We start from the raw sequence: 25214 nt of genomic DNA, 5'->3' as shown, positions 1-25214 counted from the left end.
GCAGGCCCGCGGGCGCGCCCACCCGGAAGGCGTCCTCGGACCGCCCTCCACCAAAGCCGCCGCCGGCCCCGCCCGCCTGCCGCTTCCGGCCGGCCTCATGCGGGCAGATAAGCCATCACGTCTTCCGGGACCAGTTGAGCCCGCAGGCTGGCCGTCAGCCGGTCGGGACCCAGCCAGCGCAGATCCTCGTTGAAGTCGCCAAGCTCGGGCGACAGCACCAGTGGCAGGACCCCGCACTCCTGAGCCCGTCTGCTCAATCCCTCGATCCCATGTCGGCCGGCCGCATCCGCGTCGGCGGCGATGTAGATGCGCTGGCATCCGGGCGGAAAGCGGAAAGCCGCGAGATGATTGGCCGTGAGCGCCGCCGCCATTGGCATGCCGGGCATCACATGCGATAGCGACAGCATGGTTTCGAGGCCCTCGCCCGCCGCCAGGACCGGCACAGGCGCATCCACCGGAAAGCGGAAGCGAACGCCATTGCCGAGCAGTCCGCCAAGCGCACGGCGGGGATCGTCCAGGTTGGCCTTGCCGACCCCATCCGGATCGAGTCCCGAGGACAAATAGGTGCGGTGGACGCCGGTGATCGCTCCGGCGGCGTCCGTCACGGCTGCGACCAATGCCGGATAGCTGGTCGTCCGGCCAGTCACGAGATTGCGATAGTAGCAGGACGGATGGAAACGGAGCGCCGCATGGGCGGATGCCCTCAGGATGCCGCGCTCGCGCAGATAGATGTCGGCGAGCGTACCCGCCAAGGGCTGCGTCATTCGAAACAGCCGTCGTGCCCGTTCAGCCGCCGGCCGCTCGACCGGAGAGGCATCACCGACGTCGCCCCTGAGGGCCGACACCGGTTCGGGGTGGGGCAGACTGAGAAAATGGCGCGCCTCCTCAGCAACATCCCGGAAATCGACGAGACCGCGGGTCTCGCGGACGAGATCGAGCAGATCGCCGAACTGGCCGGTCGCCGCGTCCGTCCAACGGCCGGCGCGCGGAATCATCGGCGACAGCGTCGCTTTGACTGATGCCATCCACGACCGTCAAGCGAAGCGGTTCAGGCAACCAGCCACTCCCTGTCATCAGCCGTTCGGCCTCGCGGGCCATGTCGGCCTTTTTGAGATGGCCGATCAGTTCCGCCGCTTGGTCACCCTTGGCTTCTCGAACTGCCTGCAGGATGTGCGCTTTGGTGACACGGCCGAGATAGTTGTCGGCCGTCGGCGTCCACCCGGCTTCCACCATATCGAAACCGATCGAGCGGGCCAGCTGCTCGGCATGTGTGATCGCCCGGGTCCGCTTGTTCCAGGGTTCGATCACCGCATTGACCGACGACGCAGCGCAATGGGCAAACAGCGCCTGCCGGCTGACCTCGTCGAGCTTGATCAGGAAATCCCAGAGATCGTTCGGGTCCTTCGGAAGATCCTGGCCCCAGCCTTCGTGTCGCTGATCGATCTCCTTCGCCCAGACCGTATCGCCGAGGCCGGGCGTCTGGCTGAAGCGAGCGCTCTGCAGCGTCACCTCCAGGCACGAATCCGATCCGTAGACGTAGAAGGTCTTCAGGACGAAGGCGTGCAGAACGGCGACAAAGGCGATGACAGGATCGTTCGCCAAGGCATTGCGCAACGCGATCGTCCGAACTGCCGTGAGATCGAGAACGAGGCGGTCGGGAAGCGGCTTGATCGTTTCGTCCTCGTCGTCCGGTTGGGTGCTCTCACCGCCGGCAGCGGCTGCTGGAAGATCACCGCCATGAGCGGCACCATCGTCAGCGACATCAGCCGAGGGATCGGTCTCATCCTTCGGTTCATCCTCGGGCCGCACGAAGCCGCGCTCGATCTTGAGTTCACCGCTGGCTCCAAGCGACACGAAGACACCCCCGCGGGCGACCTCGTGCGGATCGAACACGTAGGGACGGTCGTTGAGCCGGTCGAGCTCGCTGCCGATTTCCTCGAGCTTCTGCTCAGTCGCTTCCGAGTATTCGTTTGCCTCCGCATATTCTGCGTCGAGCTTGTCGTATTCGGCACGGGTAGCGTCATAGCGGGCCAGTTCGTCTTCGGTCATTTCGGCCTGCTCGCCGTAGAAGCGGCGCAGACCGGACGTGTGGCCGTAGGGAAAATCGAAGGTGGCTTCGACCCATTTCCAGCCTTCGCTCATCTTGATCGCCTCGGCGTCGGCCTTGAGCTTTTCCATCACGAGCTGCTCCAGCAGCGCCGGATCCTGCAGCCATCCGCCCTGATCCTGCTCGAACAGGTCGCGCATGGTCACACCGCCCGCAGCCTCATAGGCTTCGATGCCGACATAGACGGTGCGGCGGTCGCTGGCACGGATCGCGGTTTCGGTCAGCAGCCGGCGGATGTAGTACGGCTCCCGGCTATGCGAACGCGAGATTGCGTCCCAGACCTGCTCCTGGCGAACATGGTCGTTGGTAATCGAGAAGGCTATGATCTGCTCCAGCGTCATCTCGTCCTCGGCATAAAGATCGAGAAGCCGCGTCGAGACGGAAGCCAGCCGCAGGCGCTGCTTGACGGTGGCAACCGAGACGAAGAAGCGCGACGCAATCTCCTCCTCGCCGAGCCCCTGCTCGCGCAGGGTCTGAAAGGCGCGGAACTGATCGAGCGGATGCAGGCTGACGCGTTGGACATTTTCGGCGAGCGAATCCTCGACCTCGAGCGTCTCGCCCTTGCTGACGATGCAGGGGACACCCGCAGTCTTTGCCAGACGCTTCTGCGCGACAAGGCGTTCAAGGGCACGATAGCGACGACCGCCGGCCGGGATGCGATAGATGCCCGTCTCGTTGCCATTGCCGTCGAGTTCTGGACGGATGTTGAGGCTAGTGAGCAGCCCGCGATGGGCGATATCTTCCGCCAGGTCCTCGATCGAGACGCCCGCCTTGATCTTGCGGACGTTCTGCTGGCTGAGCACCAGCTTGTTGAAGGGAATATCCCGGGCTGCACTGAGGGTGATTTTCTGAATGGCCTGGGCCATGTCGGTTTCTCCATGACGGATCGGGCGGAGCCTCTCTCCAACCCTCTCAATCCGTCACAGCTTTCCCGTCCCTCCTCTTCCTCTACCGCCTTCTCACCATGTCCCACCGTCCCTTCCACCGGCGAAGCTTCCCTTTCGGCCAAGATCCGGCAATGCTGCGTCAGGGATGGAAGCCTTTCGGGTGAAGGCTGCCGCGGGCGGCAACCACAGAAGTGCCAAACACCATCTCAATCACCAACCACTCGGTCTCAATGTCCTGCTGGGAAATCGATCGTATTCCGGCCTACCGGACGCCGGAACGCGACGCGTCGAAAAACCCGTCCCTCTGTTATTTTTTAACCGCGTCTGCGGCCAGCCCTTGGACGACTAGAGGTAGGCTCTTGCAAAGAAAATGACGGTGGTCAGGAGGGCAACCACGACGGTGATAGCCCGAACAATCGGCGCCGGCAGCCTGCGCCCGAGATGGGCTCCGCTCCAGCCACCTGCAAAGGCACCCGCAATCATCGGCAGGCATTGTTGCCAGGCGATCGCCCCGGCCAGCACAAAGACGATCACAGCCACCGCATTTGCGGCGGTCACCATGACCATGCGGGTCGGATTGAGACTTTTGATATCCCCGCCGCTGAGCAGGCTCCACGCGGCGAGCATCATCAGTCCCACCGCTCCGCCGAAATAGCCGCCATAGATGCCAAGCAGTAATTGGATCGGCAAGACAACCGCGGTCTGCGAGCGTTTAACCCGTTGCAGCCGAATGCCGAGCTTGGGTCCGAGAATGAGCATGGACGTGGCGATGAGCAAGAGCCATGGCAGCATGACGTCGAATGTCGTCGTGGGCGTCAAAAGCAAAAGGATACTGCCGATGACACCGCCTGTGAGGGTGGCGACTGCAATCGGCTTGACCCCGAGACCGCATACGTCTCTTACGCCCTCACGATAGACCCAGGAGCTTGCCACGCCTCCTGGAAAGAGAGCGAAGGTACTGGTCGCGTTTGCGATCACGGACGGGACGCCAACGGAGATCAGGGCGGGCAGCGACACGAACGAACCGCCACCGGCCAGCGCGTTCATACTGCCGGCGAGGAAGCCAGCCACGAAAAGCAGCAAAAGATCGAACATGGTCGGAAAAAACCCCGGGCGATGCGACCATCCGCCTTCGTCTTCGAGGCAAAGGCGACGATCCTATGGATCACCTTCTAACCAGATCGCTGCCGCGCCCGCAAGAACAGCCGATGCACGGATGAATGCGATGCTTCGTGACAGGAGACGTCGAGGAGTTTGCCTGAGACGCGCCGACGAACCTCACTCAAATGGCGAAGAAACCGCTTTCGTCCAGCGCCTTCTTCATTCGGTATCGAACCGGCGCAACATCGTCTGAAGTGCCCGGTTTTCGTCACGCAGCTTGGCGATCAGGAGACGCTTCAGGCGGCGGTTTTCTGCGTCGAGTGCGCTGAGGTCATCCATGTGGTTGTCTGATGGTAGGCTCGCCCGGCGATCATTGACGGGGGTCATCGCCGGGATCGATGCAGGCTCAGTCTGCACGGAGGCAACGGCGGTCAGCCTCGACGCAGCGGGAGTGTGCCGACGCCGAGGAGTCGGCGCGACAGACTTCTCGGTTGCCGCAGCCTCCGATGAAAGCTCCTGCTTCGCCGCGCCAATTCCGTCGTGCAGGATGCCAGTAGCAGGTCCCTGGGGACTATGTTCCGGTGCGGCAAGGAGATCCGGCGACGGGACGGATGTTTCAGCCGGTTTTGGGTCGTCGACTGTCGGCCTCGCAACCGAATGTCCGGTATCAGGCAAAATCCCGTCGGCCTCGACCTGTCGGGCCACGGCCTGCAGATCAAGGCTGCCCCAAATGGAAGAAGGTCGCGTCTGGGTTTGCCGCCTGTTCGCCTTGTATTCGACCACGAAGGGGCGTTGTGGTATTTTCATAATTCGTCAATTTCATCGATAGCGGCGGCCAGTAAATCCTGTCCCGCGCAGCGTCATCGTCAAAACCAGGTTGATCAGGTGATCCCGAGCCGCTTGCGCAGTTCGGCGTTTTCGGCGCGGAGTTTTTCGCCAAGCAGCTTGCGCAGCCGGCGATTTTCTTCCTCGAGCTGAATGAATTCGGAAAACTCGTCGTCAACAGCAACTGGGCTGGACGACGTTCCAGCCGCCGGTGCAGCGACGGCTTTCTTCCATGTGTAATAGGTTTGATCGGAGATCGAGGCCGTAGCCACGGCATCTTTCAGGGTTGCCCCATCGGCGACAGCTGCCTCAATCTGCCTGATCTTCTCGAGCTTGTCCGCGTCACTCAAGCCGCGTGCCTTGGGCTTGTCGCTCTTCTGAACGCTGCTGGCAACCTTGCCGGCCGCGGCCTTCTTGGGGCTCGACCGTTTGCCGCGCGCGGTCACCTTCGTCTTCTCGACTTCAGCTTTGGTCTCGGTGCTATCCGGTTGTGTCGGGACGTCGTCTTCGATCATCATTGATCCTCGTATCGTTGCACGCGTTTTCGGCCAGGCGAGTGCAAGAGTCAACGATTGTCGTTTTGCATTTAATCGTAAGATTCCACTCCTAACAATTTCAACAAGATAGCCGGGCACTTAATTTGAGACTTGGCATTTAATTCGAGATTCTGGCTTAAATTTTGGCACTTAATGTGAGATTCGCCGCCGTGGAAAAGATGGCTGACTACGGCCAAGCTTCATCTAAAAATGCCAAATATCACAAAAGGTTATGGCCAGATCGGAGGGCCTCAAGCGCCGAAAATCGCACCGAAAAATCTCAAATTAGGTGCCATCACCTGCCGGAACAGGCGCATTCTTACGATTAAATGCCAAACGACAATTGCAGCTTGGAGTTTAGCACCTAATTTGAGACCAGAGGCGATGAGCACGATGTCTATCTTCAGCAAATCACCATGACCAGATCGCAATCATTACAATAGGTTATAGTAACGATAACAGCTGAGGAGCGTCGAAAAGCGCGTTTAAAATTCTCAGATTAACTGCCAAGACCCGCCACAATGAGCGCACTCTCACATTTAACTGCCAAACGACATGAACTATAACGGGCTGGTTTTCGTCACCATACGATCAGCCGTGAAAGTCCGTTAGAAACGGACATTTCTCCTTCTTTCTAAAGTCTCCTTGCCCGCGACTTTAAAAAGTGCCATTTTTGTCCGTCATGAGCGATCAAAAACGCGATAAGTTAAAGTCGATGCTGGACGAGGTTCCGGCAGGCTTCATCGTGGATTCCGCATGGATGCGGAAGATGGAAATCCGCCGGAGCTCGACACATGATTATCTCCGCCGTGGCTGGCTAGAGCCCATCATGCATGGCGTCTATCGGCGTCCCTCGGGGCGGGACGGTTCAGCAATGGAACGCATCGACTGGCGCATTGCGGTCATGTCCGCACAGACGATCATGGATTACCCGTTCCATGTCGGCGGCCGCACGGCGCTCGCACTTCGCGGGCATGTGCATTACCTGGCGCTGGGGGCCGCTGAAAAGATCTTCCTCTATGGCAATGCGCCTCGATGGCTTGCGAACCTCCCCACCAATGGCCTCCCCGTCCTGCACAGCACGCGACTTTTCAAGACGGCGGATCTCGGCGTCGAACCCCTGGCGGCAGAACCGGACGGCAACCACATCCTGTTTCTACAGAATTGGACGATGCGGGCCTCAACGCCGGAGCGGGCTATTCTCGAAGCGCTGGACGAACTGCCGGAAAACGAAACCTTTCACAACATCGATACGATCTTCGAGGGTCTGACCACCCTGCGTCCGCGCCGCATCACCGAGCTTCTGGCCGATTGCACCAAAGTCCAAGTGAAAAGGCTTTTCTTCGTCTTCGCCGACCGCCACGATCACGCCTGGCTCAAGCATGTCGACCGATCGATCATCGATCTTGGAAGCGGCGACCGCTCATTCATCAAGGGTGGCAGGCTGCATCCCACATACCGCATCACCATTCCCGAAGAGTATCTTCCCAGGAAGCCGGAGGCCAACGATGGCCCGTGACCAGTATATTTCCCAGCTCGAGCTCCTCGTCCAGGCCTTGCCGATGATTGCCGACGAACCGGCTTTCGCATTGAAGGGTGGAACCGCCATCAATCTCTTTTATAGAGACCTCCCGCGCCTCTCGGTCGATATCGACCTGACCTACCTTCCGCTCAAACCGAGGGACGAGAGCCTGGCCGAAATCGACGAGGCCCTCGACCGGATCACCGCGGAGGTTGAAAAGATCAGGGGCGTCCGGGCAAAGCGAATAGCCGGCGGTGGCGGCGGCGATACGCGCGTCGAGGTGAGACGGGGCCAGACCGCAATCAAAATCGAAACCTCTCCGGTCGCCCGCGGCACGGTACATCCCGTCGAACGACGCAGGGTCAGCGAGCGGGTCGAAGACCAGTTTGGTTTTGCAGAAATGCAGGTTGTCGCCTTCGAAGACCTCTTCGGCGGCAAGATGCATGCAGCAGTCGATCGCCAACATCCGCGCGATCTCTTCGACATCAAGCTCCTCTATGAAAACGAGGGACTGACGGACCCGCTGTTTCGCACGTTCCTCGTCTACGTGGCGAGCTCCGGACGCCCGCCTCACGAACTGCTGGGGCCCAACCGAGCCGACATCGCGCATGTCTTCAATCAGGAATTCGACGGGATGACGATCGAGAAGGTCTCCCTCGACGAATTGCTGGATGTCCGCGAACGGTTCCTGAAGGACATCCAGGCGCGCCTTGATGATAAGGCGCGTACTTTCCTGCTGTCTCTTCACGATGGTGACCCCGACTTCGAAGTCATCGACTTGCCGCACGCACTTGAATTGCCGGCCGTCCGCTGGAAAATCCTCAACTTGCAAAAGCTGAAGGACGACAATCCGGCCAAGCATGCTGAGCAGCGTCGTGAGATCGAGCGTCTTTTCACACGATGATGCGCCTTTGGCCGATCCGCAGGATCGATAATCCGACGGCGCCTCGCCTCTCGCGCCGCCAGGCGCCGCTGCATATCGGAGATCGCTCGCCCTATCTTCCTCGACGATCGTTCTTCCGGCTGGTGATTTCGCTCCCAAATACCGAAATTCAAAAATCAAACGACAAGGGTTTAGCAGCGTTCGTCGCGACCAACTTTCCTACAGACCCTTTGAGTGGCAAACGTCCTCGCACTTCTCCTCGAAATGGCTCGGCCGCCCCTACCCCGCTTTCGTTTGCGCCAGACCATTCGCCTTCAACAAGGCCATGATCATCGGCCCCAGCGAAAATTCGCCTCGCTCAGACCGTCGCGTGAGATTCCGCAAATATCCGCCCGGAGAATTGATCATGTTTGCCCGCTCCAAGATGCCGGCAACCGCGACCGCCGCATTTTCCGGCCCCATAATCTCACACGCCTCCTGATATGCCGACGGGCTGATCCCCAGCATCGACCGGACGACGACGGCCGCGGACATCAACTCGCGCCAGGTCCCGATCGCGCCGCCGGCCCCATAATCGATGATCTGCGGGCAGGCCTTCAACACCAGGCCGAGCGGGAATGCCTTCAGCGGCTCTCGCTGAATTCCATTTGCTCCACTCGATTTCGCTCCCTGCTCTTTTTCCGAGCTAGGTTCAAGTTCATTGATGGATTCGGGTTTTGAATTCTGTATGTGACGCTCGATATGGGCAGCATTGCCGCCTGGATTTTCTGCTTTTTCCTGATTTTCCAGCTGGTTGAGCACTTCCTCTTTCAGCATCTGCATTTCTTCGAGGATTGCGCTCACATCAGCGGGCGATGGCATGCGCGGCAGTCGGGCAATCAGATTGACATAATTGGCTTCGATCGCCTGCCAATCGCCATCTGCCCCTTCCTCCATGGCAGCCGAAATCAGCTTGCGCACGTCGCGCCGGCAGATCGTCAGGTTCTCCTTCATCCTTTTGAAGGCTGCGCGCTCCGCCACGATCTGCTGTGCCAGCATGGCGAGCTCTTCAGCGCGAGACAGCAAAGGCGAAAGATCGAAACCGAAGGCGTTCTCGATATCGCCAGAGTGATCTCTGCGAACGTAGCGCTTGCCGTTGGCGCTATCCTTTCTAACGATCAGCCCGGCCTCAACAAGCGCCGCAAGATGCCGTCGGAGCGTGGAACCCGCCATACCATGGGCACGCAACGACAGCTGCGCGTTCGACGGAAAAACGATGAGCGTTGCCTCCTGTCGCAATTCATTTTCCGGATAGAAGCTCAACAGAGCGTCAAGCACCGCCAGGCTGTTCGACTGAATGCCAAGCAGCGCCATTGCCGCAGAAACGTCGCGAAAGACTTTCCACTTCTCTACCGACTTCCCCGCCTTGATCTCGGCAACAGCCTGCTGCCGTCTGATCAGGGCAAGCGAAACCGGCCGCCGCCCAAAGGGCGTCGTGACTTGTCCACTCTCCATCTTCTCTCACCTTTCGTCAGGCAAAAGAAATCTGCTCACCAAAACGGCGCCAAAGACTCTTGACGGGGATTCGTGAAAATGCGATTCTCGTTCTTGCTTAGGGAATTGAGAGAGGCTTCCACGACGGAAACGTTCTGGTGGCCTTTTTCTTTTTGCGCTGCTGCTCCTTCTGCTGGTTTAATTGTGTTCTGGCCAGGCCCTAGTTCGATGGGGCGGTCTGGTGTTCATATTCGCGCATCAACTCCGGCATGCGTCCAGCCAGCCAACGTGCGAAAGCGTCTTCCGCTTTGGGAATGGTGACGGTCGTCCCCGAAGTCGAACTTTTCATGCGACCGAAAAGCCGTCCCGCGAGGGAAAAATCGACGGTTTCGCTTGGCTTCACACTCGGGAGCGCTGGCGCTCCCGAGGCGGCACTGACGGCGAGCGCGATACGGCCGACGCCGTCTGCCTTGCGAAACTCGCTCGTTTGAAGCACTTCGCGGACCGCACCGATTTTGCTCTCATCCTTCAGAAGATCTGCGAATGCCGTCCACTTCGGCCGCCCGACCGCTTTTGCGCGACCGATTGCGAAGATGATGTCGCTCGGCACGACCGACGTCACCCGAAAAAGATGCGAGACGGCAGCTTCGGACAGGCCGAGAATTGGGCAGATGGCCCGATGGGAGAACCCTGCGTCTTTCAGCTGGACTGCCCACATCGCTTGCTCGATCCAGGTGAGATTTTCCCGGATGCCATTTTCAACTGACTGTTCTTCGATGAGCTGCCGGTCCGTCAGATCGCGCACATAGGCTTTGATCTTGACCGTCTCAGGCCGCTCAGCCTCTGCCATCATCGACTTGATCGCATTGAGACGGCGATGCCCATAGACAAGCTGATAGTGATCGCGCATCGTGGGATGAGGCCGCACGAGAACGGGGATCTTCTGGCCCTCAGACGCGATTGAGGCTTTCAGCGCCTCAAGCTCTGCTTCGGCCTCTTCGTCATTGTCGAAACGGTCCCGGTAGGGCGACCGCTCGACCTTGGCGGGATCGAGCGAAACGATCGTGTCCTCGCCTAGATGCACGAGTGCTTTCCCGACATTCGAAATGACCGGCGAAGAATGACGCCGTGAAACGGGTTTGTCCGCGTCTTCCGCCTCGGACACATCCGCCCTGTTTTCGGCCTCCTCGGCCATCCGACGAAGGATGCTTTTCTTCATGCGCTGCGCCCCCAGACCTTATGGGCCAATCCCAGGATCTCGAAGTTAACGCGGTCTGCACTTTCGACCGCGCGCTTCAAAGCTTCCCTCCCGACCTCCCCTGCTTCGAGCTCGTAGAGGCTCTTTTTTGCAACGGCTGCGCCAGCTATAGCCGTCGATTCGAGAGCTTCGGCGACGAGGACGTCATCACCGAAGAGCCTGCGCATGACGCCTGCCATATACTTCTGCGGCCCGTCGTTCGGGTTCACCCTGGTCAAAAGGAAACGGAAAAAGTCATGCTCGAACTTCGCACCAAATTGCGCGAGCACGTCAGAGAGATCTGAGATCATGATAAGAAACTGATTACACGAAGCGACATCGAGCATTGCCGGATGAACGGTGACAATGAGCGACGTTGCGGCATAGAGCGCAGCAAGCGTCAAGTAGCCGAGCGAGGGAGGTGTATCAAGGATGACGAAGTCATAACGATCATCGACACTCGCAATCGCAGTACTTAACCGCTCGAAGAACAGACCCAGGTCGTCTCGAGTCTTCGACGTCAGATAGGTGGGAGTATCAAACTCGAAATCCATGAGCTCCAGGTTTCCCGGAACCAAGTCGACGCCGGGAAAATAGGTCGGCCGGATTACATCCGCGAACGGGCGCCGCTCATTGTCATATCGGATCGCTGCATAGGCGGTCTCGTTATCACCAAGGTCGAATTCCGGCTGAAGACCAAAGAGTGCGGTCATCGACGCTTGGGGGTCGAGATCCATACACAAAACCCGGTAGCCCTGCAGTCCCAGAAAATGCGAAAGGTGGATCGATGTCGTCGTCTTCGAGCTTCCACCCTTGAAGTTGACGGTCGCGATCACTTGTAGCTTCTCGCCTTTGCGGCGGAAAGGTAGGAGGTCGCCGGCTTCGTCCGGGCGCATGGACGCCAGGAACGTTCTCAATTCCTTGACCTGCTCCACCGTATAGGTACGCCGGTTATTCTCGGCCCTCTCTGGTACCGGTCCTTTACCTTCGATCGTCAACTGGCGGAGCGTACTTTCCGGAACCGCCAAGAGGCGGGCCAGATCCATTGTTGAAAATGTTTTGGCAAATGTCTTGCGGGCTTCCGGCGGATAGACAGCTTCGCGCATGTCGCGCAGCTCGGCAGAAAGCTTCGCCGTGTAGGCGTCAATCTTCGACGCGGTGTCCCTGACGTTTTTAGATGCTACTTGCGGCATCCATTCCTCTTGACGGTTATGAGCCCTTTACGGGGCAATTTCCGTCAACGTTGCCAGAGGCCATCCGATTCCACAAGGCATTTTTAGTTAATGAAATCTTAACGCCCATGAATCTAAGGGGCGGGTCATGGCCGCAAATGCCCATGCGAAGATTCAAAAACTTTACAGTTGTAAAGTTCCGAATCTTCATCGCCCGACGCAGAAAACTTTACAGTTGTAAAGGCCGCGCACATTCGGAACCTTGCGCGACGCTTAGCATCGTGAAGCCTCCATGACCGTGGATGGCCCGATTCGCGCCTCCACTACAAGAGCATGATCGCCCTCTCCCTGGCTATTCGGTCGAGCGCCTCGCCACAAGCTTATAGGTAGAAGCGGCGCTCCTGAGGCCAGCCTGTTTCACGAGCGATTTCTGCATCTGGCCTCCCTCACGCGGGGATCGAGGTGTGCCTAAAGGTACCCGAGCCGACGAGAACAAAGCCATTCCGACGAACCCGATCCGACGCAAGTGCAGAGCGCGCGGGTCGTAGCGGACCTAGTATTTTCCCCTTGAAGGGACCGGCGGATCAATCACGATATTGACATAACGAATGGTCTTGCCCTGCTCGACCGTCTCTTCGGGCATTTCGTGTTTCGGGATCGGGTCCATGGTGACGGCCACGAGATGGATCTGAGATTTGAGTTCGATCGCGCCGAGGGCGCCAGATACGTAATTCAATGCCTGTCCCTTTGCCGAAGCGAAGGCCTGTTCAATCGCGCGGCGATTGACCTCTTTGATCTTTTTCCATTCTGTCAACACGAGAGCCCCGCCAGACGCTCCGACAATACGGTCGTCGATCGGCTCGAAGGTCACCAAGTCGGTACGAGCACCCTGGGAATCGACCTTGAAAGCCCAAAGACCATGCCACAGCAGATGCGTGGCACCGAGGCGCTCACAAGCTTCCTCACGCTTGCCGAAGGCGGCGGCCCAATCTGCCTTGAGGCGCGCGTCGACCGATATGAGCCGTTGCAAATGCTTGAACGCCAGATCGGTCTTGTTGCGAATCCACAATTCGAAATCTGCGAGGAGATATGTAATTTCGGCCTCAAGAAGGCCAATTGAAAGCACCCAGTCTTTGACCAGTCTCTTCATCTCCGTTCGTGGATGGGCGTCCACGTCGTCGGGAATGAACAGTTCGGCGGTAACGCGCCTGCCGCTTTGAAGCCGCAGGTCGCACTCGGCAAACCCCTTCAGCCCTCTGGCAGCAGACCGCTGGATGAAGTCGAAGCAACTGTCATATGCGTGCCTCAATTCCCTCAAGAGATTTACCTCCAGGGCGCCACAGGGTCGATCGTCGACAAAATTATCTTGAAGATAAAGCCAGGTCCGCTGTTCCAGCGCCCCGATCCACTTTGCAAACGGATCCCATTCTTCCCTCACGTCCATAACCGCACCCTTTAAATCTGACGCGCCTTCGTAGCGAAAAGAGACCAACGGCCCATAAAGGAAACGCTTCAAATCAGAACAATTGGGAATGAAGCGCCCTCCCCCATGTCCTGTTCGCTCGTATCGAGCCTGAGCAAGAGTGGTTTGTCTTTTTTCCGGTCACCGGCTCGAGTTTCGCCAACCTACGCCATTGAGGATGCGCCGGTTGACTCGACGGCCAACCACAAGTTTTTCCGGGAGGAGGGGCGAGGCTTCAGGTCGTTGGATCGAGCGAACGTCGTTCCACTCAATCGAGCAGAGGAGGCCGCTGAACCGGGATCAAAAATTACCCAAGAGACCATTTCCAGGTGAACCCGACGATTTCCGACGGCCGGCATTCTGATTTGCGCCAAAAAACCAATCTACCATCCTTACACACTACTGAGCCGACTTGGATTTAGCGTCGGCCGCCCATTCCCGCAGCCGGTCGAGCGTCTCGTCACCAAGACCCGCGATACCAGGGCACGTTCCCGCCGTAGACCGCGACAGGATAATTTCCGATGCTGCGGCTCGAGGCTCAGAGGGAAGTTCGACGATGGCGCCGTCTTCACTTGATGTTCGTCCCAGCATCGTAGCTGCAATATATGGAACGCCCTTTCGTGAGCATGCAAGCTCCGCTAGGAATACGGCGCGCGCTGAGTCATCGCGATCTTGCTCAGCACTGTGCCAAAACGCCAGTGGCGTCGCGTCTTTAGGATCGGGTTGCCCCGGGTCGACCACCGAAAGAGCTTTCGTAATTTTGTCTCGGGTATCACTCGATACGACGCCGTCCGTCGCGTCCGCCAAATCGAGATCATATTGGCTTTTTTCGGTCGGCTTTGAGAATGTGTTGATCAAGGATGATCTCGTGATGATCGCCGACTCTGCGCCGCTCGTGCGCCAGTTGATCCCAGGGTCGAAGACAGCACCACGAAGATCTGAACCGTCGAGAGAAGCCCCCGCAATATCGGCTGGATCAAGCATAGCTCCATTGAATTCCGCGCGGTTGAGTTGAGCCCCTTGAAGCTTTGCTAAGGTCAGGATCGCACCATTCAACTTCGCGTCGGTAAGAGTTGCAGCGTAGAGTTTGGCACTCAAGAGAACCGCTCCTTCAAGATCCGTGGCGTAGAGAGAAGCGCCTTGAAGCTTTGCCTCTATAAGGATGGCACCCTTCAAATTCGCACCGTCCAGGCCCGCACCTTGCAGTTTGGCCCGTCTGAACACAGCTTCTTCGAGATTGGCGTAATCGAGTGATGCCTCCCGAAGATCCGCACAGCCGCTCCCGAAGCCTGGGACCTTGGCTTGCCCGATTTCCGCGCCGGTATATTCGCATCCAAAAATAGCGCCCTGCAGCTGCGTCTCCTCAAACACGGCGCCTTGCATGAAGGCACCGGTAAAATCTGCCTTACGCAAGTCGCTGCGGCTGAAAAATCCCATTTCGAGATGTCGCCCGCGAAATGATCTCGATGTTTTCTTTTTTGCCAGCGCCGCATCGTCAAGCTCAACAAAATCGTGATCGGGAAGCACAAGGCGATTGGAGAAAAGGCTATAGGGAACACCGCGCACTTCATCGATGAAACCGTCGAACAGGGCTTCGCTGAGCGATACAAGACAATCGTCGTCTTCCCCGACGTCTTGGACGATCTCATTTCTCAGTCGACAGAAGGAATGCCCCTTCGGCAACGACCAGTCGATGATTGCCGCCACCCGATTATGATAGATTGGCTCCCCCGGAAAAGTTGCGATGAATACGGCGATTAGAGCGAGCGAGACGCTCAACGCGACGCCAATTCCATAGATCCACCAGTTCGCCCTGAAGGAACCCTGTATTTGTGGCCAGAGGTACCAAACGAGTGTCACGCCGCCAACGATAGCAAGACGATGCAGCCAGGTGATCGCCTCGCTGTGGTAAGGCAAGAATTGAAACTGCATTTGCGCCAGGATGAGAAGTGGCCCCAGAACTACAGTAGCTAGGGCGGCGCCGGCGATGAGGAGATGCAATGCCCCGCGGCTGTTGTTGCTCGGCGCTGCAATGAGCTGCACAGGGATAAAGTTCGGCAATTGCATACGGAGCGCATCGTCAACGCGACGGCGCTCGCTCACATCTTCGATCGCGGAAAGGCGATCGTTCTTTTTTTTCTCCCAATCACGCAGATTGTCGCTCATGAGCTTCAAGTTCAAAAGCAGGTAACCCCACATAATCAAGTAGAGAAGGGGAGCGAGCCAGAAGAAGGCAACGAGTGGCACCTTGATCCCCACTAAGGGTAACTGAAGCGGATTTTCCAAAAAGAGGTCGATATGGGCTACTGAACCCACCGCTACAAAGAAATACGCTGAGAGCGATACGAAACTTATCCAGAGACCGCGAGCCATGGAGACTGCGTCTTCCAGAGCCTTTCTCGAAGCTGCGAAATCGTCGGCTTGGTCGATCAACTCCTTCGCCAAAGCGAGCCCAGCAGGTGCCGAGATGGGCTCTGACATCTCCGACACATCAATTTTCCCATCCGCGTTCGCCACTCGAGGTTAACTCCTCTCGCTTCGGCAGAGGATATCAGTCCTTAAGGCAGACGCAATGCTACCAATCATTGCTACGGGAGCGAAATGCAACGGGTTCGTTTGTGCTGCTTATCAGTCAAGAAGTCGTGCCGCTCGCCCGCGTTGTCTGTTGGCATTATTGTAGTAGCGGGAGGCTTGCTGTACCGAGCGATGACGCGATTGCTCCATCGCTTCAGGGAGCGGTATCCCCTGGTTCGCCGCTTCCGTCAGATATCCCGACCGCAGGCCATGCGCTGAAAACTCCTCACTGTCTAACCCCGCCATCTCCGCTCTTTGCTTGATCATCGCATTGACCGACTGCGGATCGAGCGCCCGCCGCGAAACCTTGCCCCAGCGCCCGATCGCGCGAAACACGCTGCCGCTGTCGATCGTCGCGGCCACCATCCATGCATTGAGCGCCTCCACCGGCCGGCCGGTCAGATAGACGACATCGTCCTGCTCGCCGGTGCTGGTCTTCGTTCTGCCGAGATGGATGGCGAGCGAGGGGAGGGGAGGGCCATCCGGTATCTCGATCGGCGGCTCGACGGTCAGCTGCTCGCATCGCAGCCCGGCGATCTCGCTGCGCCGGCGGCCGCCGGACGCGAAGGCGACCATCAGGATCGCCCGGTCACGCAGATCGCGCAGGCTGTTGGACGCGCAGGTCGCCAGCAGTTTTGCGAGCACGTCACCGGTGACCGCCCTGGCGCTCTTACGAAGACGTTGTCTTGGCGCGGCTCGGATCGCCAGCCGAATGGCTGATTTGAGGGCAGGGGAGGCGAAGGCGCCGTCGAGGCCGCGCCATCTGGTCAGCGTCGACCAGTTCGCCAGCCGCCGGCGCACCGTTGACGGCGCGTGCGGGCCGACGGATTTGAGAAACCCCTGGCTCCGAAGACTCTGGTCGACGGCCGCCGGCATTCCATGGTCCTCATTGGTCTCGCGGTGTTGTGGATCCCACAGGTGATGCGCCACGAACTTCAGAAGAAGGGCCTCGGGCGCCGGCCAGGGCAGCGATCGTCCGGTCACGGCCAACCCCCAGGCTTCCAGATAGGCGAGATCCGAAGTCAGCGCCCGCAGCGTATTGTCGCCCATCCCCTGGTTGACGAGATGGCGCAGCGTTTCGACATCCTGATCGGTCAGCAGCTCGGCAAGTTCGTCGCGGCGCTCGATCGGCAGTACGGCGGCGATGGTGTCGAGCTCTTCGGCACGGCGCTCGACGGCGGTCAGTGATTTTTTGGGTTTGGCCAAGGACGCTCCAAAAGGTAGCGGGTTTTGGCGGCCTTGAGGGCCGTGAGTTGCCCGATTCTCTCTGATTTGCGCCCTGAAATCAATCTACCATCGATAACCTGTACTTATCGATGGTTAGACACCGCTTTAACGAAAGTATCCTGTAACGAACTCTAATTGCCAGATAGCATTCGTTTGGAAAATCATTTACCATGATTTCAATGGCTTACGATATCGCGAAAATTAGAACAACAGCCCTGATGCAGCCGGCTTTCGACGCCGGTATCGAATTGGCCCGTCTCGACGAGCGCATCGCCCGCTCGCGGGTCGGCGCGGGGTTTATCGAGCGGTCCCACTTCACCGACGCCTGCGCCTCGCTGTGGATTGACGGCGAGCTGGTCCATCTCGAGGACCTTGTCCTGCACGACGCCACGAAGGATATTCGCACACCCACCCATGAGCTGACAATCGCCCGCGACGTGCTGCGCACCCGCCGGCGCATCGCCACCCAACTTGCTGGCTGGGCCTTGTCCGCAGAGGGTATCCGAAGCTTGCGACAAACGTCGGACATTAACTCGGCCAGTGCCGAGGCTACGGAGCCAGCTGGCGTCATGCGGCCCGGGGTCGCCGCAAAAGATCCGGAAGGGGAGGGGGACGATGGTGATGACGCGGAAACCCTACCCGGCGTCGACTATGCCGCCATTGATGCGCTTCTCGCCCGATCCGAAGCTGCAATCGAACAAGCCAGGAAGGCGGGTCGAACTCCGGCCGACAACCGCGAGCGAGACCCTCTCGTGTATGATCTTGACTGGGACGAGGATGCTCGGCTCGGCGAATGGCGCGCAGTGTTGCGCCAGGCCGAAAACCTGCCGGCGGTGCTGCAAGCGATCGTCGCCCTCGATGCCTGGAATGAGCTGTCGGTGCTGCAGCATGCGTCCTGGCTGGGCCGGCTGCTGGCCGCCTCGATACTGCGCCAGGCCGGCATCACCACCGGCGCCCATCTCGCCGCCATCAATCTCGGCCTCAAAACCATTCCCGTCGATCGGCGCCGGCATCGCGATCGCGAAACCCGGCTGCTTGCCATCGCCCACGGGTTTTTGGCGGCCGCCGAGATCGGCATGAAAGAGCATGACCGGCTAACGCTGGCGAAGACGATGATGGATCGGAAGCTGGAGGGGCGGCGCACGTCTTCAAAGCTGCCTGAGCTGGTCGAGCTGGTGATGGCGAAACCGTTGGTGTCGGCCGGGATGGTGGCGAAAACGCTGGAGGTGACGCCGCAGGCGGCGCGGCGGATTGTTTTGGAACTCGGCTTGCGCGAGATGACCGGGAGGGGGAGGTTTCGGGCCTGGGGCCTGCTGTGATTAGCTGTGCCTGAACGCGTGTTTGCTCAGTATCGGCAATACAACGGCGTTTTCTGCAGCGATTGCGACGTTAAAGAATTCGCTTGCAGGAACGACATCTGCGCTGTTTCCTTAGGCCCTGAAAGTTCGGTGGACTTGTGGATAGTCAACGATTTGCACAACGAGCGCGCGTCGGACATGTCGTCATATTACTCGCTCTAGTATATTTAAAATCTGTAGTGAGTGCATGACTTCTAGGGGCCGTTTAATTGATGTCTGACAGTGCTTTCAAGTTTCTCCTTCGAGACGGTAGCCAACCATATTTTCCCTCGCGGTGTTTTGTCGTTGCAGATCCGGCTGCGGCAGAACGCGATCAGTGGTCGGTAGAACTCGACGAACCTGTCGGCGAGCGCTGGGTCCACCGCATCGACGATATCAAGGACTGGATGTTGCACGGGGAAAAAGATACCCGGCAAATGATCTTTGACCGAAGCGACCGTTTCACGCCTTTTCGGACCCTCAACCGTGACGAGGTTTTCAGGGCTTATTTGCGGAAGCTCCTGGAGCGTCTGCCGACTGAGTATCATTCGCATCGCAGACATGCACTCATGCCGTCAATCGCGGAAGAGAAGACACGTACCCGATACAAAGATGCCGTCGAAGCGGCAATCCCAGGAATCACTCTGCTCCCGGAGCCTGAGATGGTGGCAGAATACTTCCGTTTGGTGAAAGGCTCGCTCGAGCTGGAAGAGCGTAGAAACAATATTATCCTGGTGGTCGATGTCGGCGCATCGACTGCCAACATGACGATTATTGTAAGTCGACGTGATCAGAAGATCGTTTCGGCAGGGAAAAAGGGCAGTCAACGCGACCTCCGACTTCGGGCGCTTCGAGGAGACAGCGTTGGCAATGCCGGGCGTTGGGTAGATATGCGTCTCGCCGAAATGCTCGGAATGCCCGAAACCGCTGAGGCGTTGCGCGCTGTCGAAAGTGCCAAGATAAAGGTTAGCCTGAGTGGAAAATCGACCACGTTCGAAAGTGGCACCACGACCAAGCCGTCATCATTGACGCGGAAGTCACTGTCATCCGTCTCAAAAGAATTGTGGTTTCACCTTCGCCCGCTCTTCGAAAAGCTTTGCGAACGGCTCTACGAAAACCAGACGTCTTCGATTGACGCAAAGCGGTTGAGCGCGGATCGGATGCAGGAGTTGGGTGTCAAGTCACCTCAGGAAGGATATCGCCTGATCGACACAGTTCTACTCGCAGGTGGCACAAGCCTTTTGCCGGGTTTCGACGAGGCGATGCTGGAAACACTGTTCCCGGAGGGCGAGCCACCAAAAGTCCTTAGGGTGGGGAGTTCCTTCGCGATAGCCGCGGCAGCTGGGGGGCTCGCCCACATCCTCCAGAACTACGACCCTCCCCGGCTTCGTAGCCGACGCGCAGACAACACCGAGGTTCGGTCCGCCCCTCTTGAGTCAACGCTTCCCGATTCCCTTCTGCTCGGCATCAAGCAGCCCGGCGAACTGGAGCAGCGCATAGTGGTGCTCGATGCGTACGATCCGTTCGTGGATGACGGCGGTGTGAGGCCCATCGAGGGGCTGCCTGCCCTTGCAGCGGGTTCTCATCCGAAAATGCGCCTGGTTCCCGGTTTCGGAGCCGGGTTGTCGGCGCGCCAAGGGCGCCCCTTCAAAGCAATGGACGTGCGGCAGTCACCCGGCAAGATGTCCCTGAAGTGGGACCCCGACGAACAGAAAGCCTTTATCGTCTCCGACCAGATCGACGGGACCGGTTATCTCTGGATCGAGGGCAAAGATTTCCGAATGCGCTCGGAACCCGCATTGGAACCGTTTGAAGGCGAGTTGGAGACAGGTGATCTTGCCATCGACGGCGCGGAAGACCTTATCCTGGACCTCGGTATGTCCAAGATCGTCGTTATGACCGCCCAGCGCGGCAGGACCTCAGCCAACGAGCTCGAACGTTTGATGCGCGACGGCATTGGAACGGCCTCCGGCGACGGCGCAACGCCGGCGGCCGTCACCGTGTCTACATCGGAACTTGTGGATTCAATCGACGATCAACCACTCGCGGCAATCCAAGAGAAAGGGGAAAAGCCGCGTGACGAGCACGTCGAGGTGGCGGCAAGCCCGGATCCTGCTCGACCGCAAGACGCCGCTAGTCCTCTACTTTCCCAATCCGCTCTCAGGAAAGCGACCGCCCCGACAAACGGGTTCGATCACCCCGGCAACGTTCACCACGACTGGGGAAACCGGGTGCCGGAAACCGTTTTTTCGAACGCCCTGTTATCCCTCAAGGAAGCCGTGATCCGAAATACGCCGACGTTTCACTTCGATGACGTCGTAGTAACGTTGCTGGCAATGTCCGTCCGACCGGTCGTCCTGCTCGCCGGTCCCCCCGGCTGCGGAAAGTCGTCGTTGGTCAGGATGATTGCCCGCATGCTGGGCACGACGCACGGCGAGACATTCCACGAGATCGCGGTCCAGGCGCACTGGGAAAATGACAGCGTGCTGTTCGGCGAGTCCGGACTACTTCGCCCGATGCTCGGCAAGACGTCGAACCAGCACCTGATCCTCTTCGACGAATTCAACCTCACCCGGCCCGAATATTATCTTTCCCGGTTTTTCCACGCTTTGGACGGCGGTCATGGACATATCGAAAGCGGACTTAGCATCGCACCGTGCCGAATACTCGGAACGATGAATGTCGATGACTTCTCCCGACCTCCGTCGCCTAAAGTCATTGACCGCTGCTTTCTCCTGGAGCTTTCCCAAATCGCGTGGAATACAGACTCAGACGGAATGGTGGACCTGGGAAATATCGATCCCCTGCCCGGTCTCCCGGTGGTGAACCAGGGTGGAGCGGGCAAAGATGAGCGCATCGAGCATATCCTAAATGCACTCCACGTCGCGGTTCATGAACATGGTCTCCGTCATGACCTGCTTCCTTCCCGCCGCGTGCTGGGCGACATCAGGGCTATACTCAATCTGCATCATCAACTGGATCTGCAGGCCAAAGGTTTGCTAGACCGAGGTGAGCTCGTCGACCGGATCGTCGCAAGCCGCATTCTCGTGAAGATATCCGGCGCGATCGATCAGGTGCTGCCCGCGCTTGATGCCCTGGAAAGGGCGGCCAACGGGCTGGACGAACTGGTAAGAACCAAGGCTCGGTTGAGGCTTGCGCGACATCAGGCGCGTCTCGGGTTCGTGTCGCCTTGGCAGTAGAGGCTTCGTCGATCATCGCGGTTCGGGTCGCGGACGCCGACGGAGTCTACAAGGAGCTTCCGTGGAATCCGACAACTCGATATCTGATCCGGGACGACAAGCCCTACCTTGATGTCCTCGTTCGGGGGCCGCTCCTCAATGCCAGAATGGACCTTAAAGACGAATCGAAACTTCGTGACTTGAAGGAGATCCAGGAAAGCGGAGCCAGGTGGCAGAGATGGGACCTCGAAACTTATCTTGCGAGATTCCGCCGCTTCGGGGAGATCAACCTTGAACTCAAGGTTCCGAAAAACTCGGCCTTACGCTGCTACATAATACCGACCGCATTGCTGGACCTCCGGGATGTCATAGCCATGGTCGATGACATCGAAAGCGAACTTGGAATAGTGGCAGCTTGGGATGTCGACAGCCCGAAGCCTGAAAGATCATGGAGTCGGGGAACTGATCGGAAAGGTTCGATAACAGCCCTTGAAATCATTCGGGAGGCGTCAGAAGAGCTGGCAGCGGCAGCGTCTCTCCGACGGGAGCCGTTCATCGAGTTGGGGCCTCGCTCCAGACGGAACTTGCCTCTTCCGGAAAACGCTGTCGTGTCACATTGGGCGGCGAGAAGATGCGCGCAGCTTCGGGATTGCGCGGCCGCCTGCATGGCAGAGATTCAGTCGCTAGAAGACAGGGCGACACGCGGACACGCCGAAAGGCGAAGAGAACGGATAGAAGAAAGGCTCGCCACGCTGATATCGGTAAAGATGGAACTGGAAGACCTCACCAGTATCATCGCGCGGTTCGGTAATGACAGCACGGAACTCAACACTCTCGTTTACCCTACGCCCCTGTTTCATCGTGACCATCGCCTCAGGCTACTCCTGCGCGCGTTTTCGCCCCTGATGTCGGAGGCGATTGCCGAATCCGAGGCACTGCGATCGCGCTATCCCCCGATCTTTCTGACCAAGCTCTGGGAATTCTGGGGAGCCGTCTGGCTTGTGAAGGTGTTCCGCGAGCTTGGCTTTGCCGGACATTGCATTACGGAGCTGAAAAAAGCCCCTGATGCGTGTTCCTGGCGTCTTCGAAAAGGGGATATGCAAATCGAACTCGATTTCGAGGCCGAGCCGAATTACGTCGACTATTCCAAGATTCCGCCTTCGCACGAGCGGGCGGTACCAGTTTTAGAGTGGGCGGCGCTGAACCAGGAAATGGACCCGGAGCGCCCGTTCCTGGGACTGGAAGAGAAATGCACCCCGGACTACCTGCTCAGGATAACGGTCGGCGATGAGCGTATTCTCGTCGTCGGCGACGCTACTCTCGCGAGCGCGGAGCACCATCACAAAGACCCCAAGCCAAAAACGGTCGAGAAGTATCGCCGCACTCTCGGTTGGTCAGTTGATGGCGGAATAGTAAGATGTCACCCGATGGGCGGGTTCGTCATTTTCCCTCCGCCTTCTAGTTCTTGGAAAGAGTTCGAGGTCATTCCCGGAGCTGCGGACTGCGTGATCTTCGCACCGGGGCCAAGAGATTCAGAAATTGCAAAGCACCGACTCCTAAGTCTGTTGGGCGCTATTTCGCCCAACCTCAAAGCTAATTTGGAGCCCTAGATTTCTTCGGCATCGGCTATGTGTCGAGCATTCCGGGGTTGCTTCAAGAGAGTCGTTTGGTTGTGGAGGTCTTGGTTACAGGGGATCAAAGCTCGGCCACCAGTGAACAGACTTTACTTTTTTAACAAAAAAGTGCATTTGGCTTTATGTGTCTGACATGAGGTGATTCATGCGTCCGGGTGACGAGCTCAGAGATGTCGTCTGCAATGAACTGACACCGTCGTTCGTCGAGAGTATGACGAATTTTGCGGCTTGGGAGTATCGACAACTTTATGACAGGCTGGCTGAAGAGCCGCTGATATCACCCGACCAGCGATACTATGAATTCGCCCGGGGTCGCAGCACGGCGATATCTAAGGCCCTAATCCGCGCCGCCCAAAAGCACGACATTCCTTACGACATCAAGCGCTTGGCTTGTAATGGTCAGGGAAAGCTGCTGGTGAAGGCCGGACGGGTCATCGTGATGCAGGAGCCGATGGATGCACTCTATGGTGGTCGGCCGCGTGCAGCGGACTATAAACAAGAAATCAGCCGGCATGCGGGTATCATTACCCAACTCGAACTAGATCTTGGAGACCGTCCGCCCCAATTGCTCAACTGGTCTGACGGCCTCCTTGCGGTTCTACTCCATGGAGCATGCGGATCAAGGTTTGGAGAGCGAGAGTGCGAACTTGGCGCATTAATGCTCGCGATCCCTGACGCCGATTATGAAAACTGGATCGTGAGGCTTGATCTCCATGATCTTGCGATGTTTGGAGGCGCACGCACCGATATTGGCGCCTCAAAGTACGGCCACAGCATACAGGAAGACCGCGTTATCGTGAGAAGGAAGAACGGGAAGGGCGTGTTGCGATCCAATGGTTAAGGGTGTCGCAAATTTTTCGGGTGAGAAACTAACGGAAGCTCGGCTGGCGAGCGGCCTCCGTAAGAACGCGCTTGCTGATAAGATCGGCGTGACGTCGATGGCTATAACCCGCTATGAGGCAAACCAAGACCGACCGACCCAGGATAATCTTGAGGCTATTGCCATAGCCTTGGCTTTTCCAGTCGAATTCTTTACCCGGAAGGCTTGGTCAGAGAGTTTGGGAACGGTTTTCTGGCGCGACCAGGTCGCGGAGACGAAGGCCGCCCGCGAGATGACCGAACAACGTATGAAATGGCTCTGCGAATTGTTCTGGACACTCGAAGAGGAACTCGATTTTCCTGAGCAGGCAATCCCCGAAGTCGACCTTCCCAGCGACGTACGGTTGATATCACCGGTGATGATCGAGAAATGCGCAAGCGAATTACGCCGGCAATGGCAGCTGCGCAGCCTACCGATCCGGGATGTCGTACTCAGCGTTGAGAATGCAGGAATTCCGGTCGCAATGCTGGATATCCCTTCCGAAAAGCAAGATGGCTTCTTCTTTCGGTCGCCATTGCTCAAACGTAGTTTTATCGGTGTGAATGTCCACAGCGCGACAGCCGCAAGAGCTCGGTTCGATGTGGCCCACGAGCTTGGACATCTTGTATTGCATAAAAATGTCACGGCGGAACAGAACCGCGATCCCGACCTACACAAGATTATCGAAAAGCAGGCGCATCGGTTTGCCGGAGCTTTCCTTTTTCCAAAGGAAAGCTTCTGGGACGAAGTCACCATACCGTCACTTGATTATTTTTGTGCCTTGAAAAAGAGATGGGGCATGTCGATTGCCGCAATGATTGCCCGGGCGTTCGACCTTGGTATGATCGACGTCGAGGCAAAAAAGCGGCTTTACATCTCCATGAACCGGAGAGACTGGAGGCAGCCCGAGCCGTTCGATGACGTGATGGTGATGGAGCGTCCAAGGATGCTTCGTAGGGGTGTCGAAGCCCTTGTTGCGTCGGGAGACTACTCTCAGGACTTCCTTGAACATATGTTGGCACTGCCTCGGAAGGAAATCCTTCAACTTGTCGGCCTAACCGACGCAGGCATGAAAAGCTTTGACTCGGTGAGCTATCTTCTCAAGCCGCCAACGGTCGTCGAAGCAACCGATTTGGAGACAGGCGAGATCGTCAGATTTCCACAGCGACTTCGGAGTTGAGCACGGAATATCATCCGAT

18 protein-coding genes are annotated in these 25214 nt (G+C 58.1%); 7 read left to right on the top strand and 11 right to left on the bottom strand.

Going from position 1 to position 25214, the window contains the following annotated elements:
* Positions 1-95 precede the first annotated feature (95 nt).
* The 5 genes from FHX10_RS32200 to FHX10_RS32180 all read right to left on the bottom strand — a co-directional run bounded on the left by FHX10_RS32200 (position 96) and on the right by FHX10_RS32180 (position 5438).
* Positions 96-995: a toprim domain-containing protein gene (locus FHX10_RS32200; RefSeq protein WP_246781290.1), complete on the bottom strand. Its 900-nt coding sequence runs from the start codon at positions 993-995 to the stop codon at positions 96-98.
* Positions 886-2973: a ParB/RepB/Spo0J family partition protein gene (locus FHX10_RS32195; protein WP_246781276.1), complete on the bottom strand. Its 2088-nt coding sequence runs from the start codon at positions 2971-2973 to the stop codon at positions 886-888. The genes FHX10_RS32200 and FHX10_RS32195 overlap by 110 nt, the downstream gene beginning before the upstream one ends.
* Before the next feature lie 366 nt (positions 2974-3339).
* Positions 3340-4089, bottom strand: a complete 750-nt coding sequence (locus FHX10_RS32190) for a sulfite exporter TauE/SafE family protein (RefSeq protein WP_132575306.1) — start codon at positions 4087-4089, stop codon at positions 3340-3342.
* A gap of 225 nt (positions 4090-4314) precedes the next feature.
* Entirely contained in the window at positions 4315-4878 is a 564-nt protein-coding gene (locus FHX10_RS32185; protein ID WP_184390704.1) for a hypothetical protein, read from the bottom strand.
* Between the two features lie 98 nt (positions 4879-4976).
* The gene (locus FHX10_RS32180) at positions 4977-5438 is read right to left on the bottom strand and encodes a transposase (RefSeq protein ID WP_165932272.1); all 462 of its coding nucleotides are present in this window, start codon (positions 5436-5438) and stop codon (positions 4977-4979) included.
* A gap of 700 nt (positions 5439-6138) precedes the next feature.
* Here FHX10_RS32180 and FHX10_RS32175 point away from each other — a divergent pair.
* On the top strand, positions 6139-6975 hold the full coding sequence (locus FHX10_RS32175; RefSeq protein WP_132575310.1) for a type IV toxin-antitoxin system AbiEi family antitoxin: 837 nt from the start codon (positions 6139-6141) through the stop codon (positions 6973-6975).
* Positions 6965-7882, top strand: coding sequence for a nucleotidyl transferase AbiEii/AbiGii toxin family protein (locus FHX10_RS32170; RefSeq protein ID WP_132575312.1), 918 nt, complete (start codon positions 6965-6967; stop codon positions 7880-7882). The genes FHX10_RS32175 and FHX10_RS32170 overlap by 11 nt, the downstream gene beginning before the upstream one ends.
* A gap of 258 nt (positions 7883-8140) precedes the next feature.
* Here the strand turns inward: FHX10_RS32170 and repC are convergent, their stop codons facing one another.
* From repC to FHX10_RS32140, 6 genes are all read right to left on the bottom strand, one after another.
* Complete coding sequence (repC, locus tag FHX10_RS32165; protein WP_132575314.1) at positions 8141-9355, bottom strand: plasmid replication protein RepC; 1215 nt, start codon at positions 9353-9355, stop codon at positions 8141-8143.
* Between the two features lie 199 nt (positions 9356-9554).
* Positions 9555-10553 (bottom strand): plasmid partitioning protein RepB, encoded by a 999-nt coding sequence (gene repB / locus FHX10_RS32160; protein WP_132575316.1) that lies wholly within the window; start codon positions 10551-10553, stop codon positions 9555-9557.
* Positions 10550-11764, bottom strand: a complete 1215-nt coding sequence (repA, locus tag FHX10_RS32155) for a plasmid partitioning protein RepA (protein WP_132575318.1) — start codon at positions 11762-11764, stop codon at positions 10550-10552. Before repA ends, repB begins: the two co-directional genes overlap by 4 nt.
* Positions 11765-12296: 532 nt before the next feature.
* Positions 12297-13187, bottom strand: a complete 891-nt coding sequence (locus FHX10_RS32150) for a hypothetical protein (protein ID WP_132575320.1) — start codon at positions 13185-13187, stop codon at positions 12297-12299.
* Positions 13188-13604: 417 nt separating this feature from the next.
* Positions 13605-15722: a pentapeptide repeat-containing protein gene (locus FHX10_RS35630; protein WP_132575322.1), complete on the bottom strand. Its 2118-nt coding sequence runs from the start codon at positions 15720-15722 to the stop codon at positions 13605-13607.
* Between the two features lie 111 nt (positions 15723-15833).
* Positions 15834-16985, bottom strand: coding sequence for a site-specific integrase (locus tag FHX10_RS32140; RefSeq protein ID WP_132575324.1), 1152 nt, complete (start codon positions 16983-16985; stop codon positions 15834-15836).
* A 191-nt stretch (positions 16986-17176) separates the two neighbouring features.
* Between FHX10_RS32140 and FHX10_RS32135 the strand changes: the two genes are divergently transcribed.
* The 5 genes from FHX10_RS32135 to FHX10_RS32115 all read left to right on the top strand — a co-directional run bounded on the left by FHX10_RS32135 (position 17177) and on the right by FHX10_RS32115 (position 25195).
* A complete protein-coding gene (locus FHX10_RS32135) occupies positions 17177-18325 on the top strand; it encodes an RHE_PE00001 family protein (protein ID WP_165932273.1) in 1149 nt (382 codons plus the stop codon).
* A gap of 251 nt (positions 18326-18576) precedes the next feature.
* Positions 18577-21543, top strand: coding sequence for an AAA family ATPase (locus FHX10_RS32130; RefSeq protein WP_132575326.1), 2967 nt, complete (start codon positions 18577-18579; stop codon positions 21541-21543).
* On the top strand, positions 21534-23132 hold the full coding sequence (locus FHX10_RS32125) for a hypothetical protein (protein ID WP_132575328.1): 1599 nt from the start codon (positions 21534-21536) through the stop codon (positions 23130-23132). The genes FHX10_RS32130 and FHX10_RS32125 overlap by 10 nt, the downstream gene beginning before the upstream one ends.
* A gap of 169 nt (positions 23133-23301) precedes the next feature.
* Positions 23302-23997, top strand: coding sequence for a hypothetical protein (locus FHX10_RS32120; protein WP_132575330.1), 696 nt, complete (start codon positions 23302-23304; stop codon positions 23995-23997).
* Positions 23990-25195, top strand: a complete 1206-nt coding sequence (locus FHX10_RS32115) for an XRE family transcriptional regulator (protein ID WP_132575332.1) — start codon at positions 23990-23992, stop codon at positions 25193-25195. Before FHX10_RS32120 ends, FHX10_RS32115 begins: the two co-directional genes overlap by 8 nt.
* Positions 25196-25214: the final 19 nt, after the last annotated feature.

It is taken from the genome of Rhizobium sp. BK591, from assembly GCF_014195045.1.
In the GTDB taxonomy this organism is placed as follows: Bacteria; Pseudomonadota; Alphaproteobacteria; order Rhizobiales; family Rhizobiaceae; genus Rhizobium; species Rhizobium anhuiense.
This window is presented reverse-complemented; position numbering and strand designations above follow the sequence as displayed.

Bases quoted from the DNA above. Each gene is read 5' to 3' on its own strand.
- FHX10_RS32200 (WP_246781290.1), bottom strand. From the start codon at position 995: ATGATTCCGCGCGCCGGCCGTTGGACGGACGCGGCGACCGGCCAGTTC.
- FHX10_RS32195 (WP_246781276.1), bottom strand. From the start codon at position 2,973: ATGGCCCAGGCCATTCAGAAAATCACCCTCAGTGCAGCCCGGGATATT.
- FHX10_RS32190 (WP_132575306.1), bottom strand. From the start codon at position 4,089: ATGTTCGATCTTTTGCTGCTTTTCGTGGCTGGCTTCCTCGCCGGCAGT.
- FHX10_RS32180 (WP_165932272.1), bottom strand. From the start codon at position 5,438: ATGATGATCGAAGACGACGTCCCGACACAACCGGATAGCACCGAGACC.
- FHX10_RS32175 (WP_132575310.1), top strand. From the start codon at position 6,139: ATGAGCGATCAAAAACGCGATAAGTTAAAGTCGATGCTGGACGAGGTT.
- FHX10_RS32170 (WP_132575312.1), top strand. From the start codon at position 6,965: ATGGCCCGTGACCAGTATATTTCCCAGCTCGAGCTCCTCGTCCAGGCC.
- repC (WP_132575314.1), bottom strand. From the start codon at position 9,355: ATGGAGAGTGGACAAGTCACGACGCCCTTTGGGCGGCGGCCGGTTTCG.
- repB (WP_132575316.1), bottom strand. From the start codon at position 10,553: ATGAAGAAAAGCATCCTTCGTCGGATGGCCGAGGAGGCCGAAAACAGG.
- repA (WP_132575318.1), bottom strand. From the start codon at position 11,764: ATGCCGCAAGTAGCATCTAAAAACGTCAGGGACACCGCGTCGAAGATT.
- FHX10_RS32150 (WP_132575320.1), bottom strand. From the start codon at position 13,187: ATGGACGTGAGGGAAGAATGGGATCCGTTTGCAAAGTGGATCGGGGCG.
- FHX10_RS32135 (WP_165932273.1), top strand. From the start codon at position 17,177: ATGATTTCAATGGCTTACGATATCGCGAAAATTAGAACAACAGCCCTG.
- FHX10_RS32130 (WP_132575326.1), top strand. From the start codon at position 18,577: ATGTCTGACAGTGCTTTCAAGTTTCTCCTTCGAGACGGTAGCCAACCA.
- FHX10_RS32120 (WP_132575330.1), top strand. From the start codon at position 23,302: ATGCGTCCGGGTGACGAGCTCAGAGATGTCGTCTGCAATGAACTGACA.
- FHX10_RS32115 (WP_132575332.1), top strand. From the start codon at position 23,990: ATGGTTAAGGGTGTCGCAAATTTTTCGGGTGAGAAACTAACGGAAGCT.